This is a genomic window from Streptomyces sp. NPDC005728 (assembly GCF_040630895.1).
Classification (GTDB): Bacteria; Actinomycetota; Actinomycetes; order Streptomycetales; family Streptomycetaceae; genus Streptomyces.
The window spans coordinates 73423-98975 of the sequence record NZ_JBEXYL010000013.1 but is presented as its reverse complement, the minus strand read 5'-3'; the positions used below and the strand labels follow the sequence as shown (position 1 = coordinate 98975).

The following is a 25553-nucleotide window of genomic DNA, read 5'->3' as shown; positions in this document are numbered from 1 at the left end:
GCGGGGAGTTCAGATGCGCTCGACGATGGTGGCGATGCCCATGCCACCGCCGACGCAGAGGGTGGCGAGGCCGTACCGCTTGTCCTGGCGCTCCAGTTCGTCCACGAGCGAGCCGAGGATCATCGCGCCGGTCGCACCCAGCGGGTGGCCGAGGGCGATGGCGCCGCCGTTGACGTTGACCTTGTCCAGGGACAGCCCCATGTCCTTCACGAAGCGCAGCACGACCGCGGCGAACGCCTCGTTGATCTCGACCAGGTCGATGTCGTCGATGGTCAGCCCGGCCTTGGCGAGCGCCTTGCGGGTGGCGGGCGCGGGCCCGGTGAGCATGATGGTCGGCTCGGAGCCGGAGACCGCGGCGGAGACGATCCGCGCGCGGGGGGTGAGGCCGTAGCGCTCGCCGACCTCCTCGGAGCCGATCGCGACCAGCGAGGCGCCGTCCACGATGCCGGAGGAGTTGCCCGCGTGGTGGACGTGGTCGATCTTCTCCACCCAGTGGTACTTCTGCAGCGCGACGGCGTCGAAGCCGCCCAGCTCGCCGATGTCCGCGAACGACGCCTTGAGCTTCGCCAGCGAGTCCGCCGTGGTGCCGGGGCGCATGTGCTCGTCGTGGTCCAGCACGACCAGGCCGCTGCGGTCCTTCACGGGGACGACGGAGCGCTCGAAGCGGCCCTCCTTCCAGGCGGTCGCGGCGCGCTCCTGGGACAGCGCCGCGTACTCGTCGACGTCGCGCCGGGAGAAGCCCTCGATGGTGGCGATGAGGTCGGCGCCGATGCCCTGCGGCACGAAGTTGACGGCCAGGTTGGTCATCGGGTCGTTGAACCAGGCGCCGCCGTCCGAGGCCATCGGCACGCGCGACATGGACTCCACGCCACCGGCCAGCACCAGGTCCTCCCAGCCCGAGCGGACCTTCATGGCGGCCAGGTTGACGGCCTCCAGGCCCGAGGCACAGAAGCGGTTCTCCTGGACGCCCGCGACCGTGTCCGGCAGTCCGGCGGCGATCGCGGCGATCCGGGCGATGTCGGAGCCCTGGTCGCCGACCGGGCCGACGACGCCGAGGACGATGTCGTCGATCGCGGCCGGGTCGAGGCTCGGGAAGCGGTCGCGGATCTCGTGGATGAGGCCGACGACCAGGTCGATGGGCTTCGTGCCGTGCAGGGCGCCGTTCGCCTTGCCGCGACCGCGCGGGGTGCGGATCGCGTCGTACACGTACGCTTCGGTGCTCACTGGAGTGCCTTTCGGGAGGGTGGGCCGAGCCGAGGTCGGTCGCCGAGGGCGGAGGGGTCGTCGGGCGGGCGGAGTCAGTCGCCTTCTGTGACGAGATCGTCGTCCGCGAGGTCGTCGTTCACGAGGTCAGGTATGCCCCAGTCCCGCGCCACCGTCCCGGTGTCGGCGCCCGGCCGGGCGGGGCCGGTGCGGACGGTGGTGGGGGTCGCGGAGAAGCGCGGGGCGGGGGCCGGCTGGGTGATGCCGCCGTGGTCGGTGAAGGTGCCGCGGGCGGCCAGGTGTGGGTGGTGCGGGGCCTCGCCGAGGGAGAGCACGGGGGCCACGCAGGCGTCGGAGCCCTCGAAGAGCGCGGTCCACTCGTCGCGGGTGCGGGACTTGAAACGGGCGGCGACACGTTCGCGCAGCTCGCCCCACCGCGTCCAGTCCTTGCGGGCCGGGACCAGGTCGTCCAGGCCGATCAGGTGCAGGAACTCCTCGTAGAACCGCGCCTCCAGGGCACCGACCGCCATGTACCCGCCGTCCGCGGTCTCGTAGGTGCCGTAGTAGGGGCAGCCGCCGTCCAGGAGGTTGGCGCCGCGCCGGTCCTGCCAGCCGCCGGCGGCCATCATGCCGTGGATCATGGCGGACAGGTGCGCGGTGCCGTCCACGATGGCCGCGTCCACGACCTGTCCGGTGCCGGTCGCGCGCGCGTGGTGCAGGGCGGCGAGGACGCCGACGACCAGGTAGAGGGAGCCGCCCGCGTAGTCGCCGAGCAGGTTGGCGGGGACGGCCGGGGGCTCGTCCGGGCGGCCGATCATGCCGAGGGTGCCGGTGAGGGCGATGTACGCCACGTCGTGCCCGGCGCGGTCGGCGAGGGGGCCTTCCTGGCCCCAGCCGGTCATCCGGCCGTAGACCAGCCGGGGGTTGCGGGCGTGGCAGGCGGCGGGGCCGACGCCGAGCCGCTCGGCCACGCCGGGACGGTAGCCCTCGATGAGGACGTCGGCCCGCTCGGCGAGGTCCAGGACGCGCGCGGGGCCCTCGGGCGCCTTGAGGTCGACGATCACCGAGCGCTTGTTGCGGTTCGTCACGTCGTACGCCGGGTCGATCCCGAGGCCCGGGCCGCCCGGGCGGTCCACCCGTACCACGTCGGCGCCCAGGTCGGCGAGGAGCATGGCGGCGAACGGGCCCGGACCGATGCCGGCCAGCTCCACCACGCGCACACCGCCGAGCGGGCCGTTCCCCGGCCTCTCCGGCGTCCCTGCCGTCGTCATCCCGCCCTGCCCCCAAGCCCATGTGACACAACTGATGTAACACCAGTGATGCTAAGAACACGTTCCACCCGGCACAAGACCTGAACGAGCAAGCGCTTAGCCAAGTGCCCGGGGAGCCGGTCCGCCCGTGAACCTGACGGTTACGCCTGCGCACCCCTCACGCTAGCCTCGGCCACCGACAGCGGCGCGGGCTGCACGAGCAAGGGGTGTCATGAGCAGGCTGAAGACGACGGACCGTCCCTACGACGTCGTGCTCTTCGGAGCCACCGGCTTCGTCGGCACGCTCACCGCGGAGTACCTCGCCGCCCACGCCCCCGAGGACCTGCGCTGGGCGATCGCGGGCCGCGACGAGAAAAGGCTGGAGCAGCTGCGCGAGCGGCTCCCCGGCGGTTCCGGTGTCGGGGTGCTCCGCGCCGACGTGCGGGAACCGGCCACCCTGCGGGCGCTCGCCGAGCACGCGCGCGTGGTGGCCACGACCGTGGGGCCGTACGTCACCTACGGCGAGAAACTCGTCGCCGCCTGCGCGGACGCCGGCACCGACTACCTCGACCTCACCGGCGAGCCCGAGTTCGTGGACCGGATGTACGTCCGGCACGACGCACGCGCGCGGGAGACCGGCGCCCGCCTCGTGCACGCCTGCGGCTTCGACTCCGTGCCGCATGACCTGGGCGTCTACTTCACGGTCCGGCAGCTGCCGGAGGGGGTGCCACTGACCGTGGACGGGTTCGTGACCGCCGACGCCGCCTTCTCCGGCGGCACGCTGGCCTCGGCGCTGAACCAGTTCGCGCGCGCCCGGCAGCTGGTGGCCGCGGCCCGCGAACGCGGCCGGTACGAGCCGCGCCTGATGGAGCGCCGGGTGGCGGCACCGGCGGGCGTGCCGCGGTTCGCGAAGGAGGTCGGCGCCTGGGCACTGCCGCTGCCGACCATCGACCCACAGGTCGTGTGCCGCTCGGCGAGGGCCCTGGACCGGTACGGACCCGACTTCCGCTACCGGCACTACGCGGCGGTCCGGCACCTGCCGGTCGCGGCGGGCGGCGCCGCAGCCGTCGGCGCGCTCGCGGTGGCCGCCCAACTGCCGCCCGCCCGGCGCTGGTTGTCGGACCGGCTGCGGCCCGGGGACGGACCGGGCCCGGAGAAGCGCGCGAAGAGCTGGTTCCGGGTGCGCTTCGTCGGCGAGGGCGGCGGCCGGCGCGTGTTCACCGAGGTCGCGGGCGGCGACCCGGGCTACGACGAGACGGCGAAGATGTTCGCCGAGGCGGCCCTCAGCCTGGCCTTCGACGAGCTGCCGCCGACCGCCGGACAGGTCACCCCGGCCGCCGCGATGGGCGACGCGCTGACCGAGCGGCTGCGCGCGGCGGGGATCACCTTCCGGGTGGCGGCGGAGCGCTAGGCGGCACGGCGAGGACCAGGGCGGCCCGCTCGGCCGGCGTACTCCCGCGCCCTGCCGCCCTTCTCTGCCCTTTGAGACTTTCCGAGCCGCTGAGGAGCAGTCGCCTGCGGCCCTGCGCCCGAAGTTTCACCGGGATCTTCAATGAGACGCTGGAGGCTCAGGCCGAAGGAGGCGGAACAGAAGTGAAGTTCGTACTCGAAGTGACCGTGGACGAGGGTGCGTCGGCGGCGGACCGGGCCGGCGAGCTGGGGCGGATCCTGCGCTACTGGGGCGGCAACCTCCGCCACTACGCCCTCGGACCCGGCGACGGCGCCGCCGTCCACGACTCGCGGTATCAGGAGGTCGGTGCCTGGCGCATCGACGCCTCCTGAAGCGCCCGCCGGCACAGCGCGTCCGCCCGGCGGGTGGTCTCCGGCAGACGGTAGGCGGGCGTCAGGGCCAGGGTGTGTGCCAGGGCGTTGTCGAGGCTCACCCGGTGGCCGACGGAGACGAAGACCGGCTTGACGCCGTCCCGGGTGCGCAGGGCGCGGCCGACCTCCTCGGTACCGGCGAGGAGTGGTGCGGCACTGCCCCGCGCGGGCCCGGGGTCGTCGTACGTGAACGTGAACGGGTTCTTGGCGACGCCGATGGTGGGCAGGTCCGTGAGCACGCCGAGGTGGCTGGCGAGGCCGAAGCGGCGCGGGTGGGCGAGGCCGTAGCCGTCGCACACGACCAGGCCCGGCGCGCAGGGCAGGGCGTCCAGGGCGGCCCGCACGGTCGGGATCTCACGGAAGGCGAGCAGCCCGGGCACGTACGGGAAGGAGATCCGGCCGACGGCCGTCGCCTGCGCGACGACATCCAGGGTGGCCGCGTCCAGGACGACGGCGGCCGCGGCGACGAGGTCGCGGTCGTCGTCGTAGGCGACGTCGACGCCCGTGACATGTCCCGTCCCCGGCGGCGGCCCCGGCTCGTCGAGCACCACCCGCCCGCGCAGCCGGTCCTGGACGGCGCGGGCCTCATCCTCGGTCGCGGGCCAGCCCGCGGGTACGCCTACGGTCGTCATGATGGCCAAGACTGTACGGCCCGCCCACGCCCCGACGGGGCCCGGGGGTAGGCTCGCGATCATGTTCGTACTGGAGCTGTCCTACACCGCCCCGCTCGACGCCGTGGACGCCGTGATTCCGGCGCATGTGGCCTGGCTCGACGAGCAGTACGAGAAGGGCTTCTTCCTCGCCTCCGGGCGCAAGAACCCCCGCGACGGCGGGGTCATCCTGGCCGTCGCAAAGGACCGCGCCCGCATCGAGGAGATAGCCGCGGGAGACCCGTTCGTCGCCGCCGGGGTGTGCACCTACCGCATCACCGAGTTCCTGGCCACGAAGACGGCCCCCGAGCTGGAACGCCACCGGCAGACACTGGGCTGAGCCCGGGGACTCAGCCCTACCTTGCGTCCAGCGCGCGCTGCAGCTCCGCCTTGTTCATGTGCGAACGGCCCTCGACGCCGCGCTGCCTGGCCTCGTTGTACAACTGGTCGTAGGTCGGCCCCTGGGAGCCGCTGTGCGACCGCCGGCCGCCGCGCTCACCGGACGACATGTCCTCGATCGAGCTGCGGCTCGCGGTCCTGGACTCGCCGGCGCGGGCGCGTTCCTTGTTCACGGTCCGCGCGGCGATCTCCTCGGCGCGATCGGCGCTCTCGCCCCGGTCCTGCGCGCTCTTCTTGATGTGCTCGTACTGGCGCTCACGCTTGGAGCTGGAACCGGCGGGCATGATCGCTCCCTTCGTCGCTTTCACGGCAGGCGACGAGTACCCGCGTTCCGGGACCCTACGTCAGCGTTCCAGCCGGGCCACCCGCCCCTGCTCCCCGGCCGCCCAGCAGCTCAGGTCCCAGGTGCAGTCCATGGTGTCGTACGAGCCGGTGTCGATGGTCCGCCAGGTGCGGCCGCCGTCGTTGGTCAGGTCGGTGCCGGTGGGGCCGACGGCGAGCGCGGCGCTGCGGCTGTGCGGGAGCCAGGCGGCGCCGGAGCGGTAGGCGGGCGGCGGGGTGGCGACGGGGCGCCAGGTACGGCCGCCGTCGGAGGTGACGGCGGCGGCCTGCGGCGACGACTGGTCGGGGCGGTAGTCGCCGCCGACCGCGAGGCCGTGGGTGCGGTCGCGGAAGGCGAGCGCGAAGACGCCCTTGGCCGCATCGCCCGCGGGGACGGGCGTGTCGGCGGCCGTCCAGGTCCGTCCGCGGTCGGCGGAGTGCAGCACGCGCGCGTGCGCGCCGCCGCCGGTCGCCAGCCAGACGTCCTTCGGCCCGGAGGTGACCAGGCACTGGCCGCTCGCGGCGAAACCGGCCTCGCCGTCCAGGGCCGCCGGCATGCCGTCGGCGGGCAGCACCCGCCAGGAGCGGCCGCCGTCGCTGGTGGACAGGATGCGGAACCGGCCGTCGACGGGGTCGCTCATGGCGAGGCCGTGCCGGCGGTCGAAGAAGGCGAGGCAGTCGTAGAAGGCCTTCGGGTCGCCGTTGCGGAAGGACTCCGTCCAGGTCGCTCCGCCGTCGTCGGTGCGGTAGACCCGGGAGGCCTCGCCCTCCCCGATGGCCAGGACCACCGCGCGTCGCGCGTCGAACGCCTCGACATCGCGGAACTGCAGGTCGGCCGCGCCGGCCGGAGAGACGTTCCGCCAGCTCGCCCCGCCGTCGGTGGTGCGCAGCACGGTGCCCGCCGTACCGGCCAGCCAGGCGGTGTCGCGGTCGACGGCGGACAGGCCGCGGAAGCGGACCTGCGGGGCGCCGCTGTCCTTCGCCTCCCAGTGCGCGGTCTCCCTGCCCAGCGGACCTGCCTCGGCTGCCGGGACCGTCAGCGCGGCGAGGGCTGCCCCGCACGCCACCCCCGCCGCCACCAGCCGGCCCGCCCGTCCCCTGCGTCGCGTGCTCCCCAAGCGCCTCATGGCGGGCGAAGCTAGCCCACCGGCCCGCCGCCGTCCAGAGCGCCTCACGGCAGCCCGCCCGCGCCGAACGCGGTGACCGAGGTCACTCGTTCCCGGTGTGCACGGATCGGCCGATTCCTGCGTCTCTTCCAGTGCCAGGCCTCACCCGCCCGGAAGTTCGTTCAGCCGTCACGAGGGAGCAAGGCGTTGTCCACCGTCATCGAGCAGCCCGTAGAGGCCCGCCTCGTCGCCGCCGCACCGCGCATGCCGAGCATTCCCGCCACGCTGCGCTACGACCGGAGCGACCCGTTCGCCGTCCGCATGACCTTCCCGGCCCCGGCCACCCTGGAGGGTGTCGAGGTCTGCTGGACCTTCTCCCGCGAACTGCTCGCGGCCGGGCTGCACGGCCCGGAGGGCCACGGGGACGTCCGTGTACGGCCGTACGGCTACGACCGCACCGTCCTGGAGTTCCACGCGCCCGAGGGCACCGCGATCGTGCACGTGCGCTCCGGCGAGATACGGCGGTTCCTGGAGGCGACCGGCGACCTGGTGCCCGTCGGCCTGGAGCACCTCCAGCTGGACCTCGATCACGACCTGGCCGAACTGATGCGGGACGCCTGCTGAGCGCGTTCCCTGCGCGCGCGTGAACAGCGGCGTGTTCCCTACGCGCGCGTGAACAGCGCGTTCAGCTCGCCGTAGTCGTACCCGCCGGCCAGCCCCCCGTACGTCCCCTCCCGCAGCAGCTCCCGCGCGGCGCGGCGGACCAGGGCGTGGGCGGCCTGGGCGAGGCCCGAGCCCGCGCTGATCCGGGCGACGCCGAGCGCGGCCAGCTCGGCGACCGCCGGCGCTCCGGGGCCCACCATCACGTTGAGGGGCCCGTCGATGCCCGCGACGAGCGCCTTGACCGTCTCCGGGTCGACGGCCCCGGGGACGAAGACGCCGTCGGCGCCCGCGGCCAGGAAGGCCGCGGCCCGCTCCAGGGTGAGGTCCACTCCCGCGGCACCCCGCAGGAAGGTGTCGATCCGGGCGTTGACGAACAGCGGCACGCCGGCCTCCTCGGCGGCCGCACGAGCCGCGGCGATCCTCTGCGCCTGCTCGGCGACCGGCCGCAGCGGCTCACCGCCCGCCTCGTGGCGGGCGTCCTCGATGTTGACGCCGACCGCGCCCGCGGCGATCACCGCTCGGACGGTGTCGGCGACCCCGTCGGCGTCCGCGGCGTAGCCGCCCTCGATGTCGGCGCTGACCGGAACCCGTACGGCGGCCACGATGCGGGCGACGGCCGCCAGCGCGCGGTCACGCTCCAGCCGGTCGCCGTCGGCGGTGCCGAGCGCCCAGGCGAGCCCGGCGCTGGTGGTCGCGACGGCGGGAGCGCCCGCCTCCGCGACGACGGCGGCGCTCACCGGGTCCCAGGCGTTCGGCAGGACCAGCGGACGGCCGGGCACGTGCAGTGCACGGAAGGCGAGGGCGGGGTCCGTGAGCGGGTGCTGAGGCTTCATGCGGGCAAGTCAAACAGGGCCGGCGGGGCGGAGGCTGGCAGAAATCCGACAGGAGCGTCGGCCGGCCCGGTGGCGGAATTTATTCGCGTTGACATGCCTCCCGGCCCCTTCGTACGGTGTACAAGGTTCTGTTGCCGTCGATTGGAGAAGGACGTTGCTCGTCTGAGGTCCTGAGACACCGCGTTCACACCGGTGAGGTGTGCGTGGCGTTCGACCTCGGCGTTCGAGCCGTCCTCAGGCACAGGCCTTTTTTGTGCCCCAGGCCCTTCGGTTTCCGCCTCGCGGTGTCTCACACGCGCCCGCCAGACCGCACCCAGCAACCGCGAGGCCCTCATGTCAACTTCCCCCAGGTCGTCCCTCACCTGCACGTCCCTGTCCTTCGCCTGGCCCGACGGCACCGCCGTCTTCGACGCTCTCGACATCGCCTTCGGCCCCGGCAGGACCGGGCTCGTCGGCGTCAACGGATCGGGGAAATCAACCCTGCTGAAGCTGCTCGCCGGTGAACTCGGCCCCGCCGACGGCACCGTCAAGGTGACCGGCGAGGTCGGGTACCTGCCGCAGAACGTCACGCTCGACACCACGCTCCGCGTCGACGAGACCCTCGGCATCGCCGCGCGGCGCGCCGCCCTGCACGCCATCGAGGCGGGCGACGCCGCCGAGGAGCACTTCGAGACCGTCGGCGACGACTGGGACGTCGAGGAGCGCGCCCTGGTCACCCTCGGCGAACTCGGTCTCGGCCACATCGGCCTGGACCGCACCGTCGGCGAGGTGTCCGGCGGCGAGTCGGTGCTGCTGCGCCTGGCCGCACTGCTGCTGCGCCGCCCGGACATCCTGCTCCTGGACGAACCCACCAACAACCTGGACCTGTACGCACGCCGCCGGCTGTACGCGGCGGTCGCGGCCTGGCCGGGCGTGCTCGTGGTCGTCAGCCACGACCGCGAACTCCTGGACCTGGTCGACCAGATCGCCGAGCTGCGCTCCGGCGACGTCGCCTGGTACGGCGGCAACTTCTCGGCCTACGAGGAGGCCCTCGCCGTGGAGCAGGAGGCGGCCGAGCGGATGGTGCGCGTGGCCGAGGCGGACGTGCGCAAGCAGAAGCGCGAACTCGCCGACGCCCAGGTCAAGCTCGCCCGTCGCAAGCGGTACGGACAGAAGATGTTCGAGCAGAAGCGCGAGCCGAAGATCGTCATGGGCGCGCGCAGACGAGCCGCACAGGAGTCCGCGGGCAAGCACCGCATCATGCACGAGGAACGGCTCGCCGAGGCCAGGGACCGGCTCGACGACGCCGTCGACGCCGTACGGGACGACGACGAGATCCGCGTCGACCTGCCGTACACGGCCGTACCGCCGGGCCGGCAGGTGCTCACCCTGGAGAACCTGGAGCTGGCCTACGGGACGCGCGTCGAGGGGATCCTCGATCTGCGCGGCCCGGAGCGGATCGCCCTCGTCGGACGCAACGGCGCGGGCAAGACGACTCTGCTGCGGACCGTCGCCGGTCAGCTGGCAGCGGTGTCCGGCGAGGCGATGACACACGTCCCGCTGCGGTTCCTGCCGCAGCGCCTGGACGTGCTGGACGACGAGCTGACGGTCGCCGAGAACGTGGCCCGGTACGCGCCCGGCGCCACCAACAACCGGATCCGGGCACGCCTGGCCCGCTTCCTGTTCCGGGGCGCGCGGGCCGACCAGCGAGCGGCGACGCTCTCCGGCGGCGAGCGTTTCCGGGCGGCCCTGGCGGCGCTGATGCTCGCCGACCCCGCGCCCCAGCTGCTCCTGCTGGACGAACCGACCAACAACCTCGACATGGCGAGCGTCCGGCAGCTGACCACGGCCCTGGAGTCGTACGAAGGGGCCCTGCTCGTCGCCAGCCACGACCTGCCGTTCCTGGAGTCGATCGGCATCACCCGGTGGCTGCTGATGGAGGAAGGAGAGCTGAAGGAGACCACACCCGGGACGCTCGGGCATCCGGGCTAGCCGGGGCGGCCGGGGCCGGGGCGACCCGGCCGGGCCTGCCCCCGCCCGGGGTCTCAGGAGGGGCACAGCCTGACAACGGGGCGCGGCGAGGGTTTTGTCCTGGCCCCGGAGCCCTGCATGATGGCGGACCGGCGCCGCATCACGGGCGCCGGAACCGCACCACCGATACGAAAGGCCCGTCGTGCCCAGCAAGAAGGCCCTCGTCCGCCGCCCCGGCCCGCGCCTCGCCGAAGGCCTGGTGACGCACATCGAGCGGGAGAAGGTCGACGTGGACCTCGCCGTGGAACAGTGGGAGGCGTACGTCGAGGCCCTCCGCGCGCACGGCTGGAAGACGGTCGAGGTCGACCCGGAGGACGACTGCCCGGACTCGGTGTTCGTCGAGGACACCGTCGTCATGTACAAGAACGTGGCGTTGATCACCCGGCCGGGCGCCGAGTCCCGGCGTGCCGAGACCGCCGGTGTCGAGGAGGCCGTGGCCCGGCTCGGCTGTTCGGTGAACTGGATCTGGGAGCCGGGCACCCTGGACGGCGGTGACGTCCTGAAGGTCGGCGACACCGTCTACGTCGGCCGGGGCGGGCGCACCAACGCGGCCGGCGTGCAGCAGCTGCGGGCCGCGTTCGAGCCGCTCGGCGCACGGGTGGTGGCCGTACCGGTGAGCAAGGTGCTGCACCTGAAGTCGGCGGTCACCGCGCTGCCGGACGGGACGGTTCTCGGGCACATCCCGATGGTGGACCGGCCGTCGCTGTTCCCGGGCTTCCTGTCGGTGCCCGAGGAGTCCGGCGCGCACGTGGTGCTGCTCGGCGGCCACAAGCTGCTCATGGCGGCGAGCGCCCCGAAGACGGCGGAGCTGCTGACCGACCTCGGATACGAGGTCGTCACGGTGGACATCAGCGAGTTCGAGAAGCTCGAGGGCTGTGTGACCTGCCTCTCGGTACGGCTGCGGGAGCTGTACGCCTGAACGGGTGATCACCCGCCTCCAACAGCCCCGGGAACTGCGGGTTCCGGGGCTCTTCGGCATGCCCTCGAATGGCTGTGCCAGGGGTGCTGATCAGCGATCTTTACAGCGAACTTAACCTACGGCTTCGTAACCTACGGATTCGTAGCCTACGATCTCGTAGGTTTCCGGCACCGCTCGCCGGACCGTCCCCCTTCTCGCCCCCTTTGTTCGGCGTCCCCCTGGAGTTCCCGTGACGATCACCTCCCCTCACCTCGGCAGCCCGTCCGTGTGGACCGACGCGCGGCTGCTGTACGCGCTGGAGGAAGTGGTCGAGAAGGAACTGAACCGGCATCTGAAGGTCGCCAAGGACTGGATGCCGCACGAGTACGTGCCCTGGAGCGACGGCCGTAACTTCCCCGGCCTGTTCGAGGACGGCGAGGCCTGGGACAAGGAACACTCCAAGGTGACGGAGATCGGCCGCATCGCCCTCGTCGTCAACCTCCTGACCGAGGACAACCTCCCCAGCTACCACCACGAGATCGCCTCGCTGTTCGGCCGCGACGGCGCGTGGGGCACCTGGGTGCACCGCTGGACGGCCGAGGAGGGCCGGCACGGCATCGTGATGCGGGACTACCTGCTCACCTCGCGCGCGGTGGACCCGGACAAGCTGGAGCAGTTCCGCATGTCCCACATGAGCGAGGGCTTCGAGTCGGACAACCGGCACTCGATGCTGCACTCGATCGCCTACGTCGCCTTCCAGGAGCTGGCGACCCGCATCTCGCACCGCAACACCGGACACCAGTCCGGCGACCCGGTCTGCGACCGCATGCTGGCGCGCATCGCGACCGACGAGAACCTGCACATGGTCTTCTACCGCAACCTTCTGAAGGCCGCCTTCGAACTCGCCCCCGACCTGACCATGCAGGCGGTCCGGGACGTCGTGGTCAACTTCCGCATGCCCGGCCACGGCATCCCCGGCTTCGAGCGGGCCGCCGCGCAGATGGCGATCGGCGAGGTCTACAACCTGCGCATCCACCACGACGACGTCCTCGAGCCCGTGCAGCGCTTCCTGAAGATCATGGAGATCGACGGCCTCGGCCCGGAGGGCCTGCAGGCACAGGAAGAACTCGGCCTCTTCATGGGCGGCCTGGACGCGGAGGCCTCCAAGTTCGACGAGCGGCTGGCAGCGCGCAAGGCGCGGATGGCGGCGCGAGCGGGGAACTGAACAGGTACCGGGCAAGCAGCTGAACGGGGGCCGGGCATGCAGCTGAACGCGGACGAGGGGCGAGTGCTCCTGCCGTTTCCGCAGGTCGCCCGAGGCGGGTGTCAGTGGGAGGTGCGGCGCAGAGCCAGACGCTCCTTCTCGGACAGACCGCCCCAGACGCCGAAGCGTTCGTCGTTCTCCAGCGCGTAGTCGAGGCAGGCGGGGCGCATCTCGCACATGGCGCAGATGCGCTTCGCCTCGCGCACCGAGCTGCCGGGCTCGGGAAAGAAGAAGTCCGCCCCGGTCTGCGCGCACAGGGCCTGGGCCTGCCAGGCGGTGTCGGCCGGGATGATCGTTTCGATGTGCATGACCAGGATCGTGCCGCGCGGCGAAAAACGTTCGATCAACGCCGGATCAACGGCGCGGCCGCACCCCGGACCGCCCGCCCGCCGACGCTCCGCCGGAGCCCTGGGCCGCCCCGATCATGCTCCGCGTGCCGACGCGCGCGCACGGCGGCGCGCGGGAGCAGAGAGAAAACGGGAGCAGGGTGAAGACCCCGAGAACCCGGCGCGGCGCCCGGGGGGAGCGGGGGCGTCGGCCGGGCGCGCGGTGGCGCTCCGGCAGCGATTGTCAGTGGGCGGTGCCAGACTCGGCAGTGCAGAGGACGGGACCCTTCCAAACCCCCTTCAAGGAGGGCGAAGATGCTCACCACCCGTTTCGTGAACGGCGCTCCGAACTGGATCGACGTCGGCACCCCCGACCTCGACGGCGCCCTCTCCTTCTATGGCGGTCTCTTCGGCTGGCAGTTCCGGTCGGCGGGCCCGGACGCCGGCGGCTACGGCTTCTTCCAGCTGGACGGCAGGACCGTCGCCGGCGCGATGCAGACCGGCCCGGACCAGGGTCCGCCCGCCTGGACGGTGTACTTCCAGAGCGAGGACGCGCAGGCCACCGCCAAGGCGGCCGAACAGGCGCACGGCACCGTGCTGTTCCAGCCCATGGACGTGATGGGCCAGGGACACATGGCGGTCCTCGCCGACCAGGCGGGCGTGTCGTTCGGTATCTGGCAGCCCGGGCAGACCAAGGGCGTGGACGTGGCGAACGAACCGGGCGCGCTGTGCTGGGTCGAGCTGTACACGCCGGACATCGCGGCGGCCGCCGCCTTCTACCGGAAGGTCCTGGACCTGGAGACCTCGGCCATGCCGTTCCCGGGCGGCACGTACACGTGCGTCAATCCGGGCGGTGCCGGGGAGGACGCGATGTTCGGCGGGATGGTCCCGCTGGCCGACGAACCGACGGAGGCGGAGGCCGGCCCGTACTGGCTGCCGTACTTCGAGGTCGAGGACACCGATGCCGTGGTCGAGAAGGCACAGCAGCTGGGCGGCACGGTGCGCATGCCGGCGACGAGCATGGAGGGCGTCGGCCGCATGGCCAAGCTCGCCGACCCGTACGGCGTCCGCTTCGCGGTGATCAAGAGCGAGCCGCCGCAGGGCTGAGGCGTCAACCGGCGGCGGGATCCCCGGGGCCTGTCCGGCGGGTCCTGCCGGACGGGTCCTAGGCGGAGGCGCGCCGGATCAGGGTCGTCGGCAGGATGACACTGGAGACGGTGGTGTCCGCGGGGTCCGCGAGGTCCGCGCCGCGTCCCCGGCCGGCCTGACCGCGCAGCAGGAGACGGGCCATCAGCCGGCCCATCTCCTCGATGTCCTGACGGACGGTGGTCAGGGGCGGGTCGGCCTCCTCGGCGACGGGCAGCACGTCGTCGAAGCCGATCACCGCCACGTCCTCGGGCACTCGCCGGCCCCGCTCGCGCAGCACGCGCAGGGCGCCGAGCGCGGTGAGGTCGTTGGCCGCGAACACCGCGTCCACGTCCGGGCAGCGGTCGAGCAGTTCACGCATCGCGCGTTCGCCGCCGCCCGGGGTGAAGTCGCTCTCCACGACGAGCCGGGGGTCCGTATCGCCCACGACGTCCCGGTAGCCGTCGAGCCGGTCCACCGCCGACGTCTGGTCCAGCGCGCCGGTGATGTGCGCGATCCGGGTCCGTCCGAGGTCCACGAGATGGCGTACGGCCGCACGGGCGCCGCCCCGGTTGTCGCTGTCGACGTACACCGGACCCGGGCTGCCGTCGCTCCAGTCGGGGCGGCCGCCGAACACGGTGGGCACACCCGCGCTCCGGATCAGGCCGGGCAGCGGGTCGTCGAGGTGGAGGGAGAAGACGAGCGCGCCGTCGACGTGCCCTCCGGCGAGATAGCGGGCCACCCGCGCATGGTCGGCGCGACCCTCGGTCAGCAGCAGCACGAGCTGGTTGTCATGGGCCGTCAGTTCCTTGCTGATGCCACGCAGTTGGAGCGCGAAGAAGGGGTCGGCGAAGACCCTGGCCTCGGGCTCGGCGATGACGACGGCGACGGCGTCGTGCCGCTTGGTGACCAGGCTGCGCGCGGCCTGGTTGGGCACGTACCCGAGTTCCTCGACCGCCTGCCGGACCCGTGCGACCAGGGACTCCCTGACTCCGTCCCCGCCGTTGACGACCCGCGACACGGTGGCCCGGGACACCCCGGCCCGCGCGGCCACGGCCTCCAGCGTGGGACGCGACACTGCCTCGGTCACTTCGGGACACTCCTCATCGGCGGCTGGCGCTCAGGATAACCGCGGTGCGCAGCGGCCGGAGGGACCGGAGGGGCCGGAGACAGGGTTGCCGGCACCGCTGTGTGCCAGGGCACGGGCCTTCAGGGCACGGACCTCAGGAGGTCTCCTCCCGCCGGGCCCGGCTCGGCTGGACCCGTTTCGGCTCGCCCGGCATCTTCGGGTACTCCGGCGGGTACGGCAGGTCGCCCAGGCCGTGGTCGTGTTCGTCGCGGCGGGCCAGTTCCAGGAGGGCGTCGAGGGAGTAGGCGTGGTCGTCCATGTCGGCGTGCACGTCGCCGAGTTCGGCGAACCGGGCCGGCATGGTGGCGAGGTCGAAATCACGGGGGTGGACCTCGCCGACCTCCTCCCAGCGCAGGGGTGCGGAGACGGGGGCGTACGGACGGGGGCGTACGGAGTAGGCGGAGGCGATGGTGCGGTCGCGGGCGGTCTGGTTGTAGTCCAGGAAGATGCGCTCGCCGCGCTCCTCCTTCCACCACTTGATGGTCACTCGGTCGGGCATCCGGCGTTCCAGCTCCCGGCCGGCCGCGATCGCGGCGCGCCGCACCTGGGTGAAGGTCCAGCGCGGTTCGATGGGCACGAAGACGTGCAGGCCGCGGCCGCCGGAGGTCTTGGGCCAGCCGCGCAGGCCGCCGAACTCGTCGAGGACGGCCCGCAGTTCGTGGGCGGCGCGGACGGCGTCGTCGAAGTCCGTGCCGGGCTGCGGATCGAGGTCGATGCGGAGTTCGTCGGGGTGGTCCACGTGGGTGCGGCGCACCGGCCAGGGGTGGAAGGTGAGGGTGCCGTACTGGGCGGCCCACACCACGGCGGCCTGCTCGGTGGGGCACATCTCGTCGGCGCTGCGGCCGCTGGGGAAGGTGATGTGGGCGGTCGGGATCCAGTCGGGCATGCCCTTGGGTGCGCGTTTCTGGTAGAACCACTCGCCGTCGACGCCGTCCGGGTAGCGCTGGAGGGTGGTGGGGCGGTCACGCAGGGCGCGCAGGATGCCGGGGCCGACGGCGGCGTAGTACCGGGCGACGTCCAGCTTGGTGAATCCGCGCTCCGGGAAGAAGACCTTGTCCGGGCTGGACAGCCGTACGGTCCGTCCGGCCACGTCGAGTTCCACCGCATCACCCATGCGGCCACGGTAGGCGCACCCGGCATACCACGCATACCGGGCGGCCGCGGTGGGATGCGAGCAGAATCGGACGCATGGATCTGCCGGTGATGCCGCCCGTGAAGCCGATGCTCGCCAAGTCGGTGGCGAGGATCCCGCCGGGTATGCACTACGAGGCGAAGTGGGACGGGTTCCGGGCGATCGTGTTCCGTGACGGGGACGAGGTCGAACTGGGCAGCCGTACCGGGAAACCGCTGACCAGGTACTTTCCGGAGCTGGTGGCAGCGCTGAGGGAGCGGGTGCCCGAGCGGTGCGTGCTGGACGGGGAGATCGTGATCGCCCGGGAGGGGCGGCTGGACTTCGACGCGCTGACCGAGCGGATCCATCCGGCGGACTCGCGGGTGCGGATGCTGGCCGAGCGGACCCCGGCCTCCTTCGTCGCCTTCGATCTGCTGGCGCTGGACGACCGCGCCCAGCTCGACGTACCGCTGACCGAGCGGCGGGCCCTGCTGGAGCGGGTGCTGTCCGGGGTGCGCCCACCGGTCCATCTGGCGCCGGCGACGACCGAGGTGGAGGTGGCGCAGCGGTGGTTCGAGCAGTATGAGGGCGCCGGCCTCGACGGGGTCGTCGCCAAGCCGCTCGATCTGCACTATCTGCAGGACGAACGGGCCATGTTCAAGATCAAGCACGAGCGGACGGCGGACGTGGTCGTGGCGGGCTACCGGTTCCACAAGAGCGGACCGGTGGTGGGATCGCTGCTGCTCGGCCTCTACGACGACCGGGGTGCCCTGCAGCACGTGGGTGTGTCGGCGGCCTTCGCCATGAAACGGCGTGCCGAACTGGTCGAGGAGCTGGAGCCGCTGCGGATGGACGACGTCACCGGGCATCCGTGGGCCGCCTGGGGGGACGAGGCGGCCCATGAGACGGCCCGGCTGCCGGGGGCGCCGAGCCGCTGGTCGGGCAAGAAGGACCTGTCCTGGGTGCCGCTACGGCCGGAGCGGGTCGCGGAGGTGGCCTACGACCACATGGAGAACGGCGCCCGCTTCCGGCACACGGCCCGCTTCCGCCGCTGGCGCCCCGACCGGACACCGGAGAGCTGCACCTACGCCCAGCTGGAGGAGCCGGTGCGGTACGACCTCGCGGAGATCCTGGGCACCGGGCAGGACGGCTCCTAGGGCACCTCCACCTCGATCGGTGCCGTGTTGTCGACACGGAACGCGAAGGGGAAGTGCTCGAACTGTCCCGGGGACATGGTCCGGCTCTTGTCGAGACGGTCCTGCCAGCAGGTGTAACGGGCGGCACCCGGGGCGCCCTTGTCCGTCCGCCCGCGCTGTACACCCCTGCAGAAGTCGGGGACCTCGACGGCCGTCAGTCCCGGCGGCACGGTCAGTTCCACCACCGTCGCCTGCTCGTTGTCCTCCTCGTCGTCGAAGACGGCCCACAAACCTGCGGGACCGTTGTTGACGAAGAAGAAGTCGGCCTTGACGACGTCTCCGGGCTTGCCGCGCAGGGTCACCCCGTTGACCGCGAGGTCATGGGGATTGGCGACATCGACGGTGGTGGTCACCCCGAGGACCGGGTCGGCCGCAGCCGGCTGGACATACCGGTCGGGACGGCCGCGCTCGGTGAAGGTCAGCGTCCGGCCCGTGCCCCGGCGTGCGTCCTGCGGCGGCTCGGCGTGGCCGCGGCCGGTGCTCACGCCGTAGAAGATGCGCCCGCCCCCGGCAGCGCTGTCGACCCTCGCCGCACCGAGGTCCAGGTCGTAGGACCGGCCGGGCCGTATCGTGCCGTTCAGCCGGCAGGTCATGCTGTCGACCTGGAGAGTCTCGTCGTCCTCCGCGTACCGGCAGTTGCCGAACTCCTCGGTGAAGGAGAGGTAGCGGTCGAGGCGGACCGTCAGATAGACGGTGTCGAGCGTCCGTCCGGTGCCGTTGGTGAACCCTCCGGGCAGCCCGAACGTCGCTCCCGGCTTCGTGCTGACCTCCTCGACCGCCCGGTCGAAGCGGAGCTTGTCCTCCTCGGCGGCGACCGGGCGCGCCGTCCCCAGGACCAGCAGCAGACCGGCCACCAGGGCCGGCAGCGCTGCGCGGCCGGGCAGTTGGCCAGGGGCGCGGTTCTCTCGACGGGGCACTGACCCTCCGTACGTCGTGGAACGCCGGTGGGCCTCCCTCGCGGAACCAGGCCACCGGGCCGTGTGCTCACAGATGCGACCAAGATCGCCGCACAAAGGTTGCACGAGGGCCGTACGCAGGTTGCACGAGGCCTGTACGCAGGTTGTACGGAAGGTGCACAGGTCCAGCCGAGAGCCGACCCCTCCCCCCGCAGGTCCGATGAGCACACAATCGGTGCATACGAAGAGGGGGCATCGGTGAGGACAGGACACAGGGCGCGCACGCGGCACGCCGCGCTGACGGCGGCAGTGGTCGCCGCCACGATGACGGCCGCCCTGACTGCGGGCTGCACACGGCACGGACCCGGCGACGACGGCCGAGCCCCGTACGAGACCCCCTCGGCCGCATCCGGCTCGCTGCTCGCCGTGAAGATCGACAACGTGCCCGCGGCCCGCCCGCAGACGGGACTCGACGCGGCGGACGTCGTGTACGCGGAGCAGGTCGAGGGCGGTCTGAGCCGCCTGATGGCGGTGTACGCGAGCACCCTCCCGAAGACGGTCGGCCCGGTGCGCAGCGCCCGCGAGTCCGACCTGGAACTGCTGCGCCAGTTCGACGAGCCGACGCTGGCGTACTCCGGAGCGCAGCAGAAGCTGCTCCCGCTGATCCGCCGGGCCCCGCTGCGGGCGGAGTCGCCCGACGAGGCCGCCGGCGCCTACTACCGGAGCACCGGGAAGGCCGCTCCGCACAACCTCTATCTGCACCCCGCCCGGCTGCTGCCCACCGTGCCGGGCAGGGCCGCACTGTCCAGCGGCTTCCGCTACGGCCCCGCTCCCTCCGGCGGCACACCCGAGACGGCACGGACCGTGCGGTACCCGTCCGCGCGCTTCGCCTTCACCTGGTCGGCGCAGCGGGACGGCTGGCTGGTCTCGATGGACGGCACGCCCACGGTGACGCCCGACGGACGGCGGGTGGTGGTGGCGACGGTCGTCGTGCAGTACGTGAAGATACGCCCGTCCCGGTACCACGACGTGCTCGGCACCAACACGCCGTACACCGAGACCGTCGGCTCCGGGAGGGCCGAGGTGCTGCGGGGCGGGCGGTCCTACGACGCCACCTGGTCCCGGCCGGCCGCCACGGACGGTACGGCGTTCACGGCGGCGGACGGCGCCCGGGTGAACTTCGCCGACGGCCAGGTGTGGGTGGTGTTCGCCGGGGCCCCCTCCTGACCGGGCCGCTGTTCAGCTCTGCCGGGAGACCAGCGGCTCGGCCGGGTTGCGCAGGGCCTCGGCGGCGTCCGCGACGCGGCGGATCAGGTCGAAGAAGACGGTCTGTTCCCCGGCGGAGAGCGGGGCGAGGAAGACCTGGTTCATCCGGGCCGTGCGCACGCTCAGCTTGCGGTGGGTGAGCAGGCCCTCCTCGGTCAGGCGCAGCAGGAAGCGGCGGCCGTCCTGCGGGTCGCGCACCTTGTGCAGCAGCCCGCGGCGGTCGAGCCGGCTGATGACCTCGGCGATGGTCGACCGGTCCAGGCCCACCCGCTCCCCCACGGTCCGCTGGTCGAGGCCCGGCTCGGCGACGAGCGTGTTCAGGACCGCGAACTGCGGCGAGGTGATCTCCTCGGAGACGATGGTGTTCCACAGCAGGTGGTGCGCCTGCTGGAGCCGCCGGGCCAGGTGCCCGGGATGGGTGGCGAGGTCCACCGCGGCCATGTGCGCTCCCCAGGTCAGGTCGATCAGTCGGTGCACTGAACGATACCCGGGAGGAGGCCCACTTGTCTGCCTTCAGAAACCCTCGTCATGCCAGGTATTGACGGTTGCGTCGCCCGATGGCAGCGTGAGGGCATCTCGTCGAAATACTCAGTGCACTGATTACTACGCAGAGATGAGGCTTCACCGATGGACAAGGTGGTCGCCACGGCCCTGGATGCGGTGGCCGACGTGCCGGACGGCGCGTCCCTCGCGGTCGGCGGATTCGGGCTGAGCGGTGTGCCGAACGTACTGATCGAGGCGCTGTACGAGCGCGGGACGACCGGTCTGGGCGTCGTGTCGAACAACTGCGGCGCGAGGGAGTCCGGCCTCGCCGTGCTGCTGGCCGCCGGCCGCATCGCCCGGGTGACCGGCTCCTACATCGGCGCGAACAAGGAGTTCGCCCGCCAGTACCTGGCCGGCGAGCTGGAGGTCGAGCTGATCCCGCAGGGCACGCTGGCCGAACGGCTGCGCGCGGGCGGCGCCGGCATCCCCGCCTTCTACACCCCGGCAGGCGTCGGCACCCAGGTCGCCGAGGGCGGACTGCCCTGGCGGTACGACGGCACCGGCGGGGTCGCGCTCGCCTCGCCGCCCAAGGAGGTGCGGGAGTTCGACGGCGTGGATCACGTCCTGGAGCGGGGCATCCGCACCGACTTCGCGCTGGTCCGCGCCGCCCTGGGCGACCGGCACGGCAACCTCGTCTTCAACAGGTCCGCCCGGAACTTCAACCCCCTGGCCGCCATGGCGGGCCGGGTGACCGTCGCCGAGGTGGAACAGCTGGTGGAGCCGGGCGAGATCGACCCGGACGCGGTGCATGTTCCCGGCGTCTTCGTGCAGCGCGTGGTGGCACTGACCCCCGAGCAGGCGGCCGACAAGAAGATCGAACAGCGGACGGTGAGGTCCTGATGGCCTGGACACGCGAGGAGATGGCCGCCCGCGCGGCCCGCGAACTGAAGGACGGCCAGTACGTCAACCTCGGCATCGGTCTGCCGACGCTGATCCCGAACCATCTGCCGCCGGGCGTCGAGGTGGTCCTGGAGTCGGAGAACGGCATCCTGGGCACCGGCCCGTACCCCGCCGCCGACGCGGTCGACCCGGACCTGATCAACGCCGGCAAGGAGGCCGTCACGGTCCTGCCGGGCGCCTCCTTCTTCGACTCGGCGCTGAGCTTCGCGATGATCCGCGGCGGGCACATCGACGTGGCCGTGCTGGGCGGGATGCAGGTGTCCGCGGCCGGCGACCTGGCCAACTGGGCGGTCCCCGGCAGACTGGTCACCGGAATCGGCGGGGCGATGGACCTGGTGCACGGTGCCCGGACGGTCGTCGTCGTCATGACGCACACGGCCAAGGACGGCTCCCCGAAGATCCTGGAGCAGTGCACGCTGCCGCTCACGGGCAAGGCGTGTGTGAACCGGGTCATCACCGATCTCGGCGTGCTGGACGTCACGGATGCGGGGCTCGTCCTGGTGGAGACCGCGCCGGGCGTGACCGTCGAGAACGTCGTCGTCAGGACCGACGCCGAACTGACCATCGGGGAGAACGTGCTGTGAACCCCGTGTACCTCGTCGACGCCGCGGGCCGGGGCCTCGCCCTGGTCCTGGAACGGTAAGGAAGCATCAGGTATCCCATGGCTCTCACCCAGCAGGACATCGACCGGGAGATCGCGGCCGAGCACGCCGCGTACGAGAAGCGGGTCGCCGACGGCGCGCCCGTCGCACACCACCCCCGCCGCGACTACGCGCCCTACCGGTCCTCCCTCCTCCGCCACCCCAAGCAGCCCCTGGTCACCATCGACACCGGCCAGGACCCCGAACTGGTGGAACTGCACTCCCCCGCCTTCGGGGAACGCGACCTCACCGAGATCGACAACGATCTCACCCGGCAGCACACCGGCCCGCCGACCGGCGAACGGATCACCGTGTCGGGGCGGCTCCTGGACCGCGCCGGACGCCCGGTCCGCGGCCAGCTGATCGAGATCTGGCAGGCCAACTCGGCCGGCCGCTACGCCCACCTGCGCGAGCAGCACGACGCCCCGCTGGACCCGAACTTCACCGGCGTCGGCCGCACCCTCACCGACACCGGGGGCCGCTACCACTTCACCACCATCCAGCCGGGCCCCTACCCGTGGCGCAACCACGTGGGCGCCTGGCGCCCGGCCCACATCCACTTCTCGCTCTTCGGCACGGCGTTCACCCAGCGGCTGGTGACCCAGATGTACTTCCCGAACGACCCGCTCTTCCCGTACGACCCGATCCTGCAGTCCGTGACGGACGACGCGGCCCGGCAGCGGCTGGTCGCCACCTACGACCACGGCCTGTCGGTGCCGGAGTTCTCCCTCGGCTACCACTGGGACATCGTGCTCGACGGCCCCGCCGCCACCTGGATCGAGGAAGGACGCTGACCCGAGCGATGACGAAGACCGACACGAGCAGCCCGGAGAACGTGCTGCCCACCCCGTCCCACACGGTCGGCCCCTTCTACGGGTACGCGCTGCCGTTCCGCGACGGCGAGGACATCGCGCCCCTGGGCCACCCCGACACGGTCACCGTGCACGGATACGTCGTCGACGGCGACGGCAGACCGCTCCCGGACGCCCTCGTCGAGCTGTGGGGACCACGCCCCGACGGCACCGTCGCGCAGGTGGACGGCTCCATCCGGCGGGATCCCGCCACCGGAGCCTACCTGGGCCGCAACGGCGTGGAGTTCACCGGCTGGGGACGCATCCAGACCGACACGAACGGCCACTGGTACGGGCGGACGCTACGGCCCGGCGCACGCGGGAACAGCGCCCCGTACCTGAGCGTGTGCGTCTTCGCCCGCGGCCTGCTCATGCACCTGTTCACCCGGATCTACCTGCCGGGCGACGAAGCGGCGCTCGCCGCGGACCCGCTGCTCACCCGGGTGGGCGACCGGCGCGACACGCTGATCGCGGGCGACGAGGGCGGCAGCACCTACCGTTTCGACATCCGCCTTCAGGGCGAAGGCGAGACGGTCTTCCTGGAGTTCCAGTGACATCTGCGTCTCCCCCGTACGCCGACACCGGCCTGCTCGCCCCCGAGTGGGGCCTGTCCGGCGCCGCCTCCGAGACGAGCGACCACGCGTACCTGCGGGCCCTGCTCGACGCAGAGGCCGCGCTGACCCGGGCGCAGGCCGCGCTGGGGCTCGCCCCGGCCGCGGCAGCGGCGGCCGTCACCGAGGCGGCCGTCCCGGCGAACTTCGGCATCCGCTCCCTGGCGGCCCGCACCCCGGCCGGCGGCAACCCGGTCATCCCGCTGGTCGCCGACCTGACCGCGGCGGTCGGCGCGGAGTACGGCCCCTACGTCCACCGGGGCGCAACCAGCCAGGACATCATGGACACGGCGACGATGCTGATCGCCGTACGCACCCTGAAACCGGTCCTCGCCGACCTCGGCCGCACCGAGCGGGCACTGGCCGGGCTCGCCGCCGGGCACCGCGACACCGCGATGCCCGGGCGGACACTCACCCAGCACGCCGTACCGACGACATTCGGGCTGAAGGCAGCAGGCTGGCGCTCGCTGGTCCTGGACGCACGCGACCGCATCACCCGGGTACGGGACTCGCTGCCCGCCCAACTCGGCGGTGCGACCGGCACCCTGGCCGCGTTCCGGGCGTACGGCGCCGAGGACGCGGCCGCGCTGACGCACGCGTACGCCCGTGAACTCGGCCTCACCGCACCGGTGTTGCCCTGGCACACGCTGCGTACGCCGGTCGCCGACCTGGCCGGCTGCCTGGCCTTCACGGCCGGGGCGCTGGGCAAGCCCGCGGCGGACGTGCTCACGCTGTCGCGCACCGAGATCGGCGAGGTGAGCGAGGGCAGCGGCGGCGGCTCCTCCGCCATGCCGCACAAGGCGAACCCGGTGCACGCCACGCTCCTCGCGGCCGCCGCGCGGCGCGCCCCGCAGCTCGCGGCCACTCTGTACGGTTCCCTGGCCGCCGAGGACGAGCGGCCGGCCGGCGCCTGGCACGCCGAGTGGTCCCCGCTGCGCGACCTGCTCCGGCTGGTGGGCGGCGTGGCCGCGCACGCGGCCGAGCTGGCCGAGGGGCTGCGCGTACACCCCGCCGCGATGCGCCGCAACCTCGACGCCACCCGGGGTCTGATCGTCTCCGAACGGCTGTCCGCCGCGCTGACACCCGTCCTCGGCCGTGAGCGCGCCAGGGAACTGCTGACCGAACTGGCCCACCGCGCGAACGAAGAGACCCGGTCACTTCGTGAACTTCTAGCAGAGGGAGCCGAGTTGAATGACGTCGACCTGGACGACCTCACCGACCCGGCCCGCTACACCGGATTCGCCGGTGCCCTCACCGATCGTGCCCTGGAGCGACGTTGACCATGACACTCCTCGACCATCTGGAAGAAGGCCCGGCTTCCGCTCCCCCGCTGCTGCTCGGCCCGTCGCTCGGCACCTCGCACGCCCTGTGGGACGCGGTCGCCCCCGAACTGTCGATCACCCACCACGTGGTCCGCTGGGACCTGCCGGGACACGGCGGTTCGGTACCGGACCTGGTCGGGCCGGACGCCACCGTCGGCGACCTCGCCGCCCTCGTGCTGACGCTCGCCGACGCCCTCGGCATCGGGCGGTTCGCCTACGCGGGCGTGTCGCTCGGCGGCGCGGTCGGCCTGCACCTGGCCGTGCACCACCCCGAACGGCTGACCTCCCTGGCCGTCATCTGCTCCTCCGCGCACTTCGGCGGCGGCGCGCCGTGGCGGGAGCGCGCCGAACGCGTGCGCCGGGAGGGCATGGAGTGGCTGCTGGAGAGCGCCGACGCGCGCTGGTTCACCCCCGGCTTCACCGTGCCGCGCCTGATCCAGGACCTCCGGGAGGCCGACCCCGGGGCATACGCCGCCTGCTGCGACGCGCTGGCCGCCTTCGACCTGCGCGACCGGCTCGCCGACATCGCCGTACCGACCCTCCTCGTCGCCGGACGGCAGGATCCCGCGACGCCGCCCGCACATCTGCGGGAGATCGCCGACGCGGTGCCCGGAGCGGCGCTGGTGGAGCTGCCCGGGGCCTCGCACCTGGCGCCCGCCCAGTGCCCGCAGGACGTCCTGACGGCCCTTCGCACCCAGCTGAACGGGGCCCCGGCCAGCGGGATGGCGGCACGCCGGGAGGTGCTGGGCGAGGCGCACGTCGACCGGGCGCAGGCCCGGCAGACGCCGTTCACCGCGCGGTTCCAGGACTTCGTCTCCCGCTATGCCTGGGGGGAGATCTGGACCGACCCGACCCTCTCGCGCCGTGAGCGCAGCATGATCACACTGACCGCGCTGGTCGCGCACGGCCACTACGACGAGCTGGCCCTGCACGTGCGGGCGGCCCGACGCAACGGGCTGACGCCGGAGGAGATCGGGGCGGTGCTGCTGCAGACCTCTGTGTACTGCGGGGTGCCCGGGGCCAACTCGGCGTTCGCGACGGCCCAGCGGGTGCTGGCCGAGGAAGAGAAGGACGGGAAGACCGAGAAGGACGAGAAGGACGTGAGGGTGGCGGAGAAGGAGGAGTCCGGCTGAGGGTGGCCCTGCTGGTCGTAGCTTCGGCAGCGCCTCGCGCCATGCAGTACACGGGCCACCGCATGCAGTCCACGGGCTACCGTAT

General features: G+C 72.5%; 27 protein-coding genes. 16 read left to right on the top strand and 11 right to left on the bottom strand.

All coding sequences use genetic code 11. The features are described 5' to 3' along the window. Positions 1 to 9: 9 nt before the first annotated feature. Positions 10 to 1224 (bottom strand): acetyl-CoA C-acetyltransferase, encoded by a 1215-nt coding sequence (locus ABZ471_RS12220; protein WP_359065252.1) that lies wholly within the window; start codon positions 1222 to 1224, stop codon positions 10 to 12. Positions 1225 to 1298: 74 nt separating this feature from the next. After that, positions 1299 to 2474, bottom strand: coding sequence for a CaiB/BaiF CoA-transferase family protein (locus tag ABZ471_RS12215; protein ID WP_359065250.1), 1176 nt, complete (start codon positions 2472 to 2474; stop codon positions 1299 to 1301). 211 nt (positions 2475 to 2685) lie between these two features. On the opposite strand from ABZ471_RS12215, the gene ABZ471_RS12210 reads away from it, so the two are divergent. Next, entirely contained in the window at positions 2686 to 3864 is a 1179-nt protein-coding gene (locus tag ABZ471_RS12210; protein WP_359065248.1) for a saccharopine dehydrogenase NADP-binding domain-containing protein, read from the top strand. A 182-nt stretch (positions 3865 to 4046) separates the two neighbouring features. Further along, a complete protein-coding gene (locus ABZ471_RS12205) occupies positions 4047 to 4235 on the top strand; it encodes a hypothetical protein (protein WP_359065246.1) in 189 nt (62 codons plus the stop codon). On the opposite strand, the gene ABZ471_RS12200 is transcribed toward ABZ471_RS12205, so the two are convergent. Next, positions 4199 to 4906, bottom strand: a complete 708-nt coding sequence (locus tag ABZ471_RS12200; protein ID WP_359065243.1) for an endonuclease V — start codon at positions 4904 to 4906, stop codon at positions 4199 to 4201. The two genes, ABZ471_RS12205 and ABZ471_RS12200, sit on opposite strands and share 37 nt — an antisense overlap. Positions 4907 to 4967: 61 nt before the next feature. Here ABZ471_RS12200 and ABZ471_RS12195 point away from each other — a divergent pair, with 61 nt between their 5' ends. Further along, entirely contained in the window at positions 4968 to 5264 is a 297-nt protein-coding gene (locus tag ABZ471_RS12195) for a YciI family protein (protein WP_359065241.1), read from the top strand. A gap of 16 nt (positions 5265 to 5280) precedes the next feature. Here ABZ471_RS12195 and ABZ471_RS12190 read toward each other — a convergent pair whose 3' ends face one another. After that, positions 5281 to 5607, bottom strand: a complete 327-nt coding sequence (locus ABZ471_RS12190; protein WP_359065239.1) for a plasmid stabilization protein — start codon at positions 5605 to 5607, stop codon at positions 5281 to 5283. A gap of 60 nt (positions 5608 to 5667) precedes the next feature. After that, a complete protein-coding gene (locus tag ABZ471_RS12185; RefSeq protein ID WP_359065237.1) occupies positions 5668 to 6771 on the bottom strand; it encodes an oxidoreductase in 1104 nt (367 codons plus the stop codon). Positions 6772 to 6957: 186 nt separating this feature from the next. Here ABZ471_RS12185 and ABZ471_RS12180 point away from each other — a divergent pair, with 186 nt between their 5' ends. Next, complete coding sequence (locus ABZ471_RS12180) at positions 6958 to 7374, top strand: SsgA family sporulation/cell division regulator (RefSeq protein ID WP_359065235.1); 417 nt, start codon at positions 6958 to 6960, stop codon at positions 7372 to 7374. Between the two features lie 38 nt (positions 7375 to 7412). Here the strand turns inward: ABZ471_RS12180 and ABZ471_RS12175 are convergent, their stop codons facing one another. Next, on the bottom strand, positions 7413 to 8246 hold the full coding sequence (locus tag ABZ471_RS12175) for an isocitrate lyase/phosphoenolpyruvate mutase family protein (protein WP_359065233.1): 834 nt from the start codon (positions 8244 to 8246) through the stop codon (positions 7413 to 7415). 333 nt (positions 8247 to 8579) lie between these two features. On the opposite strand from ABZ471_RS12175, the gene ABZ471_RS12170 reads away from it, so the two are divergent. The 3 genes from ABZ471_RS12170 (at position 8580) to ABZ471_RS12160 (ending at position 12379) form a co-directional block, all read left to right on the top strand. Then, on the top strand, positions 8580 to 10217 hold the full coding sequence (locus tag ABZ471_RS12170; RefSeq protein WP_359065231.1) for an ABC-F family ATP-binding cassette domain-containing protein: 1638 nt from the start codon (positions 8580 to 8582) through the stop codon (positions 10215 to 10217). 181 nt (positions 10218 to 10398) lie between these two features. Continuing rightward, the gene (gene ddaH, locus ABZ471_RS12165; protein WP_359065229.1) at positions 10399 to 11175 is read left to right on the top strand and encodes a dimethylargininase; all 777 of its coding nucleotides are present in this window, start codon (positions 10399 to 10401) and stop codon (positions 11173 to 11175) included. Between the two features lie 229 nt (positions 11176 to 11404). Beyond that, positions 11405 to 12379, top strand: coding sequence for an acyl-ACP desaturase (locus ABZ471_RS12160; RefSeq protein WP_359065227.1), 975 nt, complete (start codon positions 11405 to 11407; stop codon positions 12377 to 12379). A 101-nt stretch (positions 12380 to 12480) separates the two neighbouring features. On the opposite strand, the gene ABZ471_RS12155 is transcribed toward ABZ471_RS12160, so the two are convergent. Continuing rightward, the gene (locus tag ABZ471_RS12155) at positions 12481 to 12726 is read right to left on the bottom strand and encodes a WhiB family transcriptional regulator (protein WP_359065225.1); all 246 of its coding nucleotides are present in this window, start codon (positions 12724 to 12726) and stop codon (positions 12481 to 12483) included. A 333-nt stretch (positions 12727 to 13059) separates the two neighbouring features. On the opposite strand from ABZ471_RS12155, the gene ABZ471_RS12150 reads away from it, so the two are divergent. After that, the gene (locus tag ABZ471_RS12150; protein ID WP_359065223.1) at positions 13060 to 13851 is read left to right on the top strand and encodes a VOC family protein; all 792 of its coding nucleotides are present in this window, start codon (positions 13060 to 13062) and stop codon (positions 13849 to 13851) included. 58 nt (positions 13852 to 13909) lie between these two features. Here ABZ471_RS12150 and ABZ471_RS12145 read toward each other — a convergent pair whose 3' ends face one another. Continuing rightward, complete coding sequence (locus ABZ471_RS12145) at positions 13910 to 14959, bottom strand: LacI family DNA-binding transcriptional regulator (RefSeq protein WP_359065221.1); 1050 nt, start codon at positions 14957 to 14959, stop codon at positions 13910 to 13912. Positions 14960 to 15092: 133 nt separating this feature from the next. After that, entirely contained in the window at positions 15093 to 16112 is a 1020-nt protein-coding gene (gene ligD / locus ABZ471_RS12140; protein ID WP_359065219.1) for a non-homologous end-joining DNA ligase, read from the bottom strand. A gap of 74 nt (positions 16113 to 16186) precedes the next feature. Between ligD and ABZ471_RS12135 the strand changes: the two genes are divergently transcribed. Further along, positions 16187 to 17266, top strand: coding sequence for an ATP-dependent DNA ligase (locus tag ABZ471_RS12135; RefSeq protein WP_359065217.1), 1080 nt, complete (start codon positions 16187 to 16189; stop codon positions 17264 to 17266). Here ABZ471_RS12135 and ABZ471_RS12130 read toward each other — a convergent pair. Then, on the bottom strand, positions 17263 to 18222 hold the full coding sequence (locus tag ABZ471_RS12130; RefSeq protein WP_359065215.1) for a hypothetical protein: 960 nt from the start codon (positions 18220 to 18222) through the stop codon (positions 17263 to 17265). The genes ABZ471_RS12135 and ABZ471_RS12130 overlap by 4 nt on opposite strands. A gap of 303 nt (positions 18223 to 18525) precedes the next feature. On the opposite strand from ABZ471_RS12130, the gene ABZ471_RS12125 reads away from it, so the two are divergent. Beyond that, positions 18526 to 19428, top strand: coding sequence for a DUF3048 domain-containing protein (locus ABZ471_RS12125; protein ID WP_359065320.1), 903 nt, complete (start codon positions 18526 to 18528; stop codon positions 19426 to 19428). Between the two features lie 12 nt (positions 19429 to 19440). On the opposite strand, the gene ABZ471_RS12120 is transcribed toward ABZ471_RS12125, so the two are convergent. Next, a complete protein-coding gene (locus ABZ471_RS12120; RefSeq protein WP_359065318.1) occupies positions 19441 to 19908 on the bottom strand; it encodes a MarR family transcriptional regulator in 468 nt (155 codons plus the stop codon). Between the two features lie 186 nt (positions 19909 to 20094). On the opposite strand from ABZ471_RS12120, the gene ABZ471_RS12115 reads away from it, so the two are divergent. From ABZ471_RS12115 to pcaD, 6 genes are all read left to right on the top strand, one after another. Next, positions 20095 to 20850: a CoA transferase subunit A gene (locus tag ABZ471_RS12115; RefSeq protein WP_359065213.1), complete on the top strand. Its 756-nt coding sequence runs from the start codon at positions 20095 to 20097 to the stop codon at positions 20848 to 20850. Continuing rightward, positions 20850 to 21494, top strand: a complete 645-nt coding sequence (locus ABZ471_RS12110; RefSeq protein WP_359065211.1) for a CoA transferase subunit B — start codon at positions 20850 to 20852, stop codon at positions 21492 to 21494. Before ABZ471_RS12115 ends, ABZ471_RS12110 begins: the two co-directional genes overlap by 1 nt. 77 nt (positions 21495 to 21571) lie before the next feature. Beyond that, positions 21572 to 22345 (top strand): protocatechuate 3,4-dioxygenase subunit beta, encoded by a 774-nt coding sequence (pcaH, locus tag ABZ471_RS12105; RefSeq protein ID WP_359065209.1) that lies wholly within the window; start codon positions 21572 to 21574, stop codon positions 22343 to 22345. 8 nt (positions 22346 to 22353) lie between these two features. Further along, the gene (pcaG, locus tag ABZ471_RS12100; protein ID WP_359065207.1) at positions 22354 to 22956 is read left to right on the top strand and encodes a protocatechuate 3,4-dioxygenase subunit alpha; all 603 of its coding nucleotides are present in this window, start codon (positions 22354 to 22356) and stop codon (positions 22954 to 22956) included. Continuing rightward, complete coding sequence (gene pcaB / locus ABZ471_RS12095; protein WP_359065205.1) at positions 22953 to 24293, top strand: 3-carboxy-cis,cis-muconate cycloisomerase; 1341 nt, start codon at positions 22953 to 22955, stop codon at positions 24291 to 24293. Before pcaG ends, pcaB begins: the two co-directional genes overlap by 4 nt. After that, positions 24290 to 25468 (top strand): 3-oxoadipate enol-lactonase, encoded by a 1179-nt coding sequence (gene pcaD / locus ABZ471_RS12090; RefSeq protein WP_359065203.1) that lies wholly within the window; start codon positions 24290 to 24292, stop codon positions 25466 to 25468. Before pcaB ends, pcaD begins: the two co-directional genes overlap by 4 nt. The last annotated feature ends 85 nt before the right edge of the window (positions 25469 to 25553 follow it).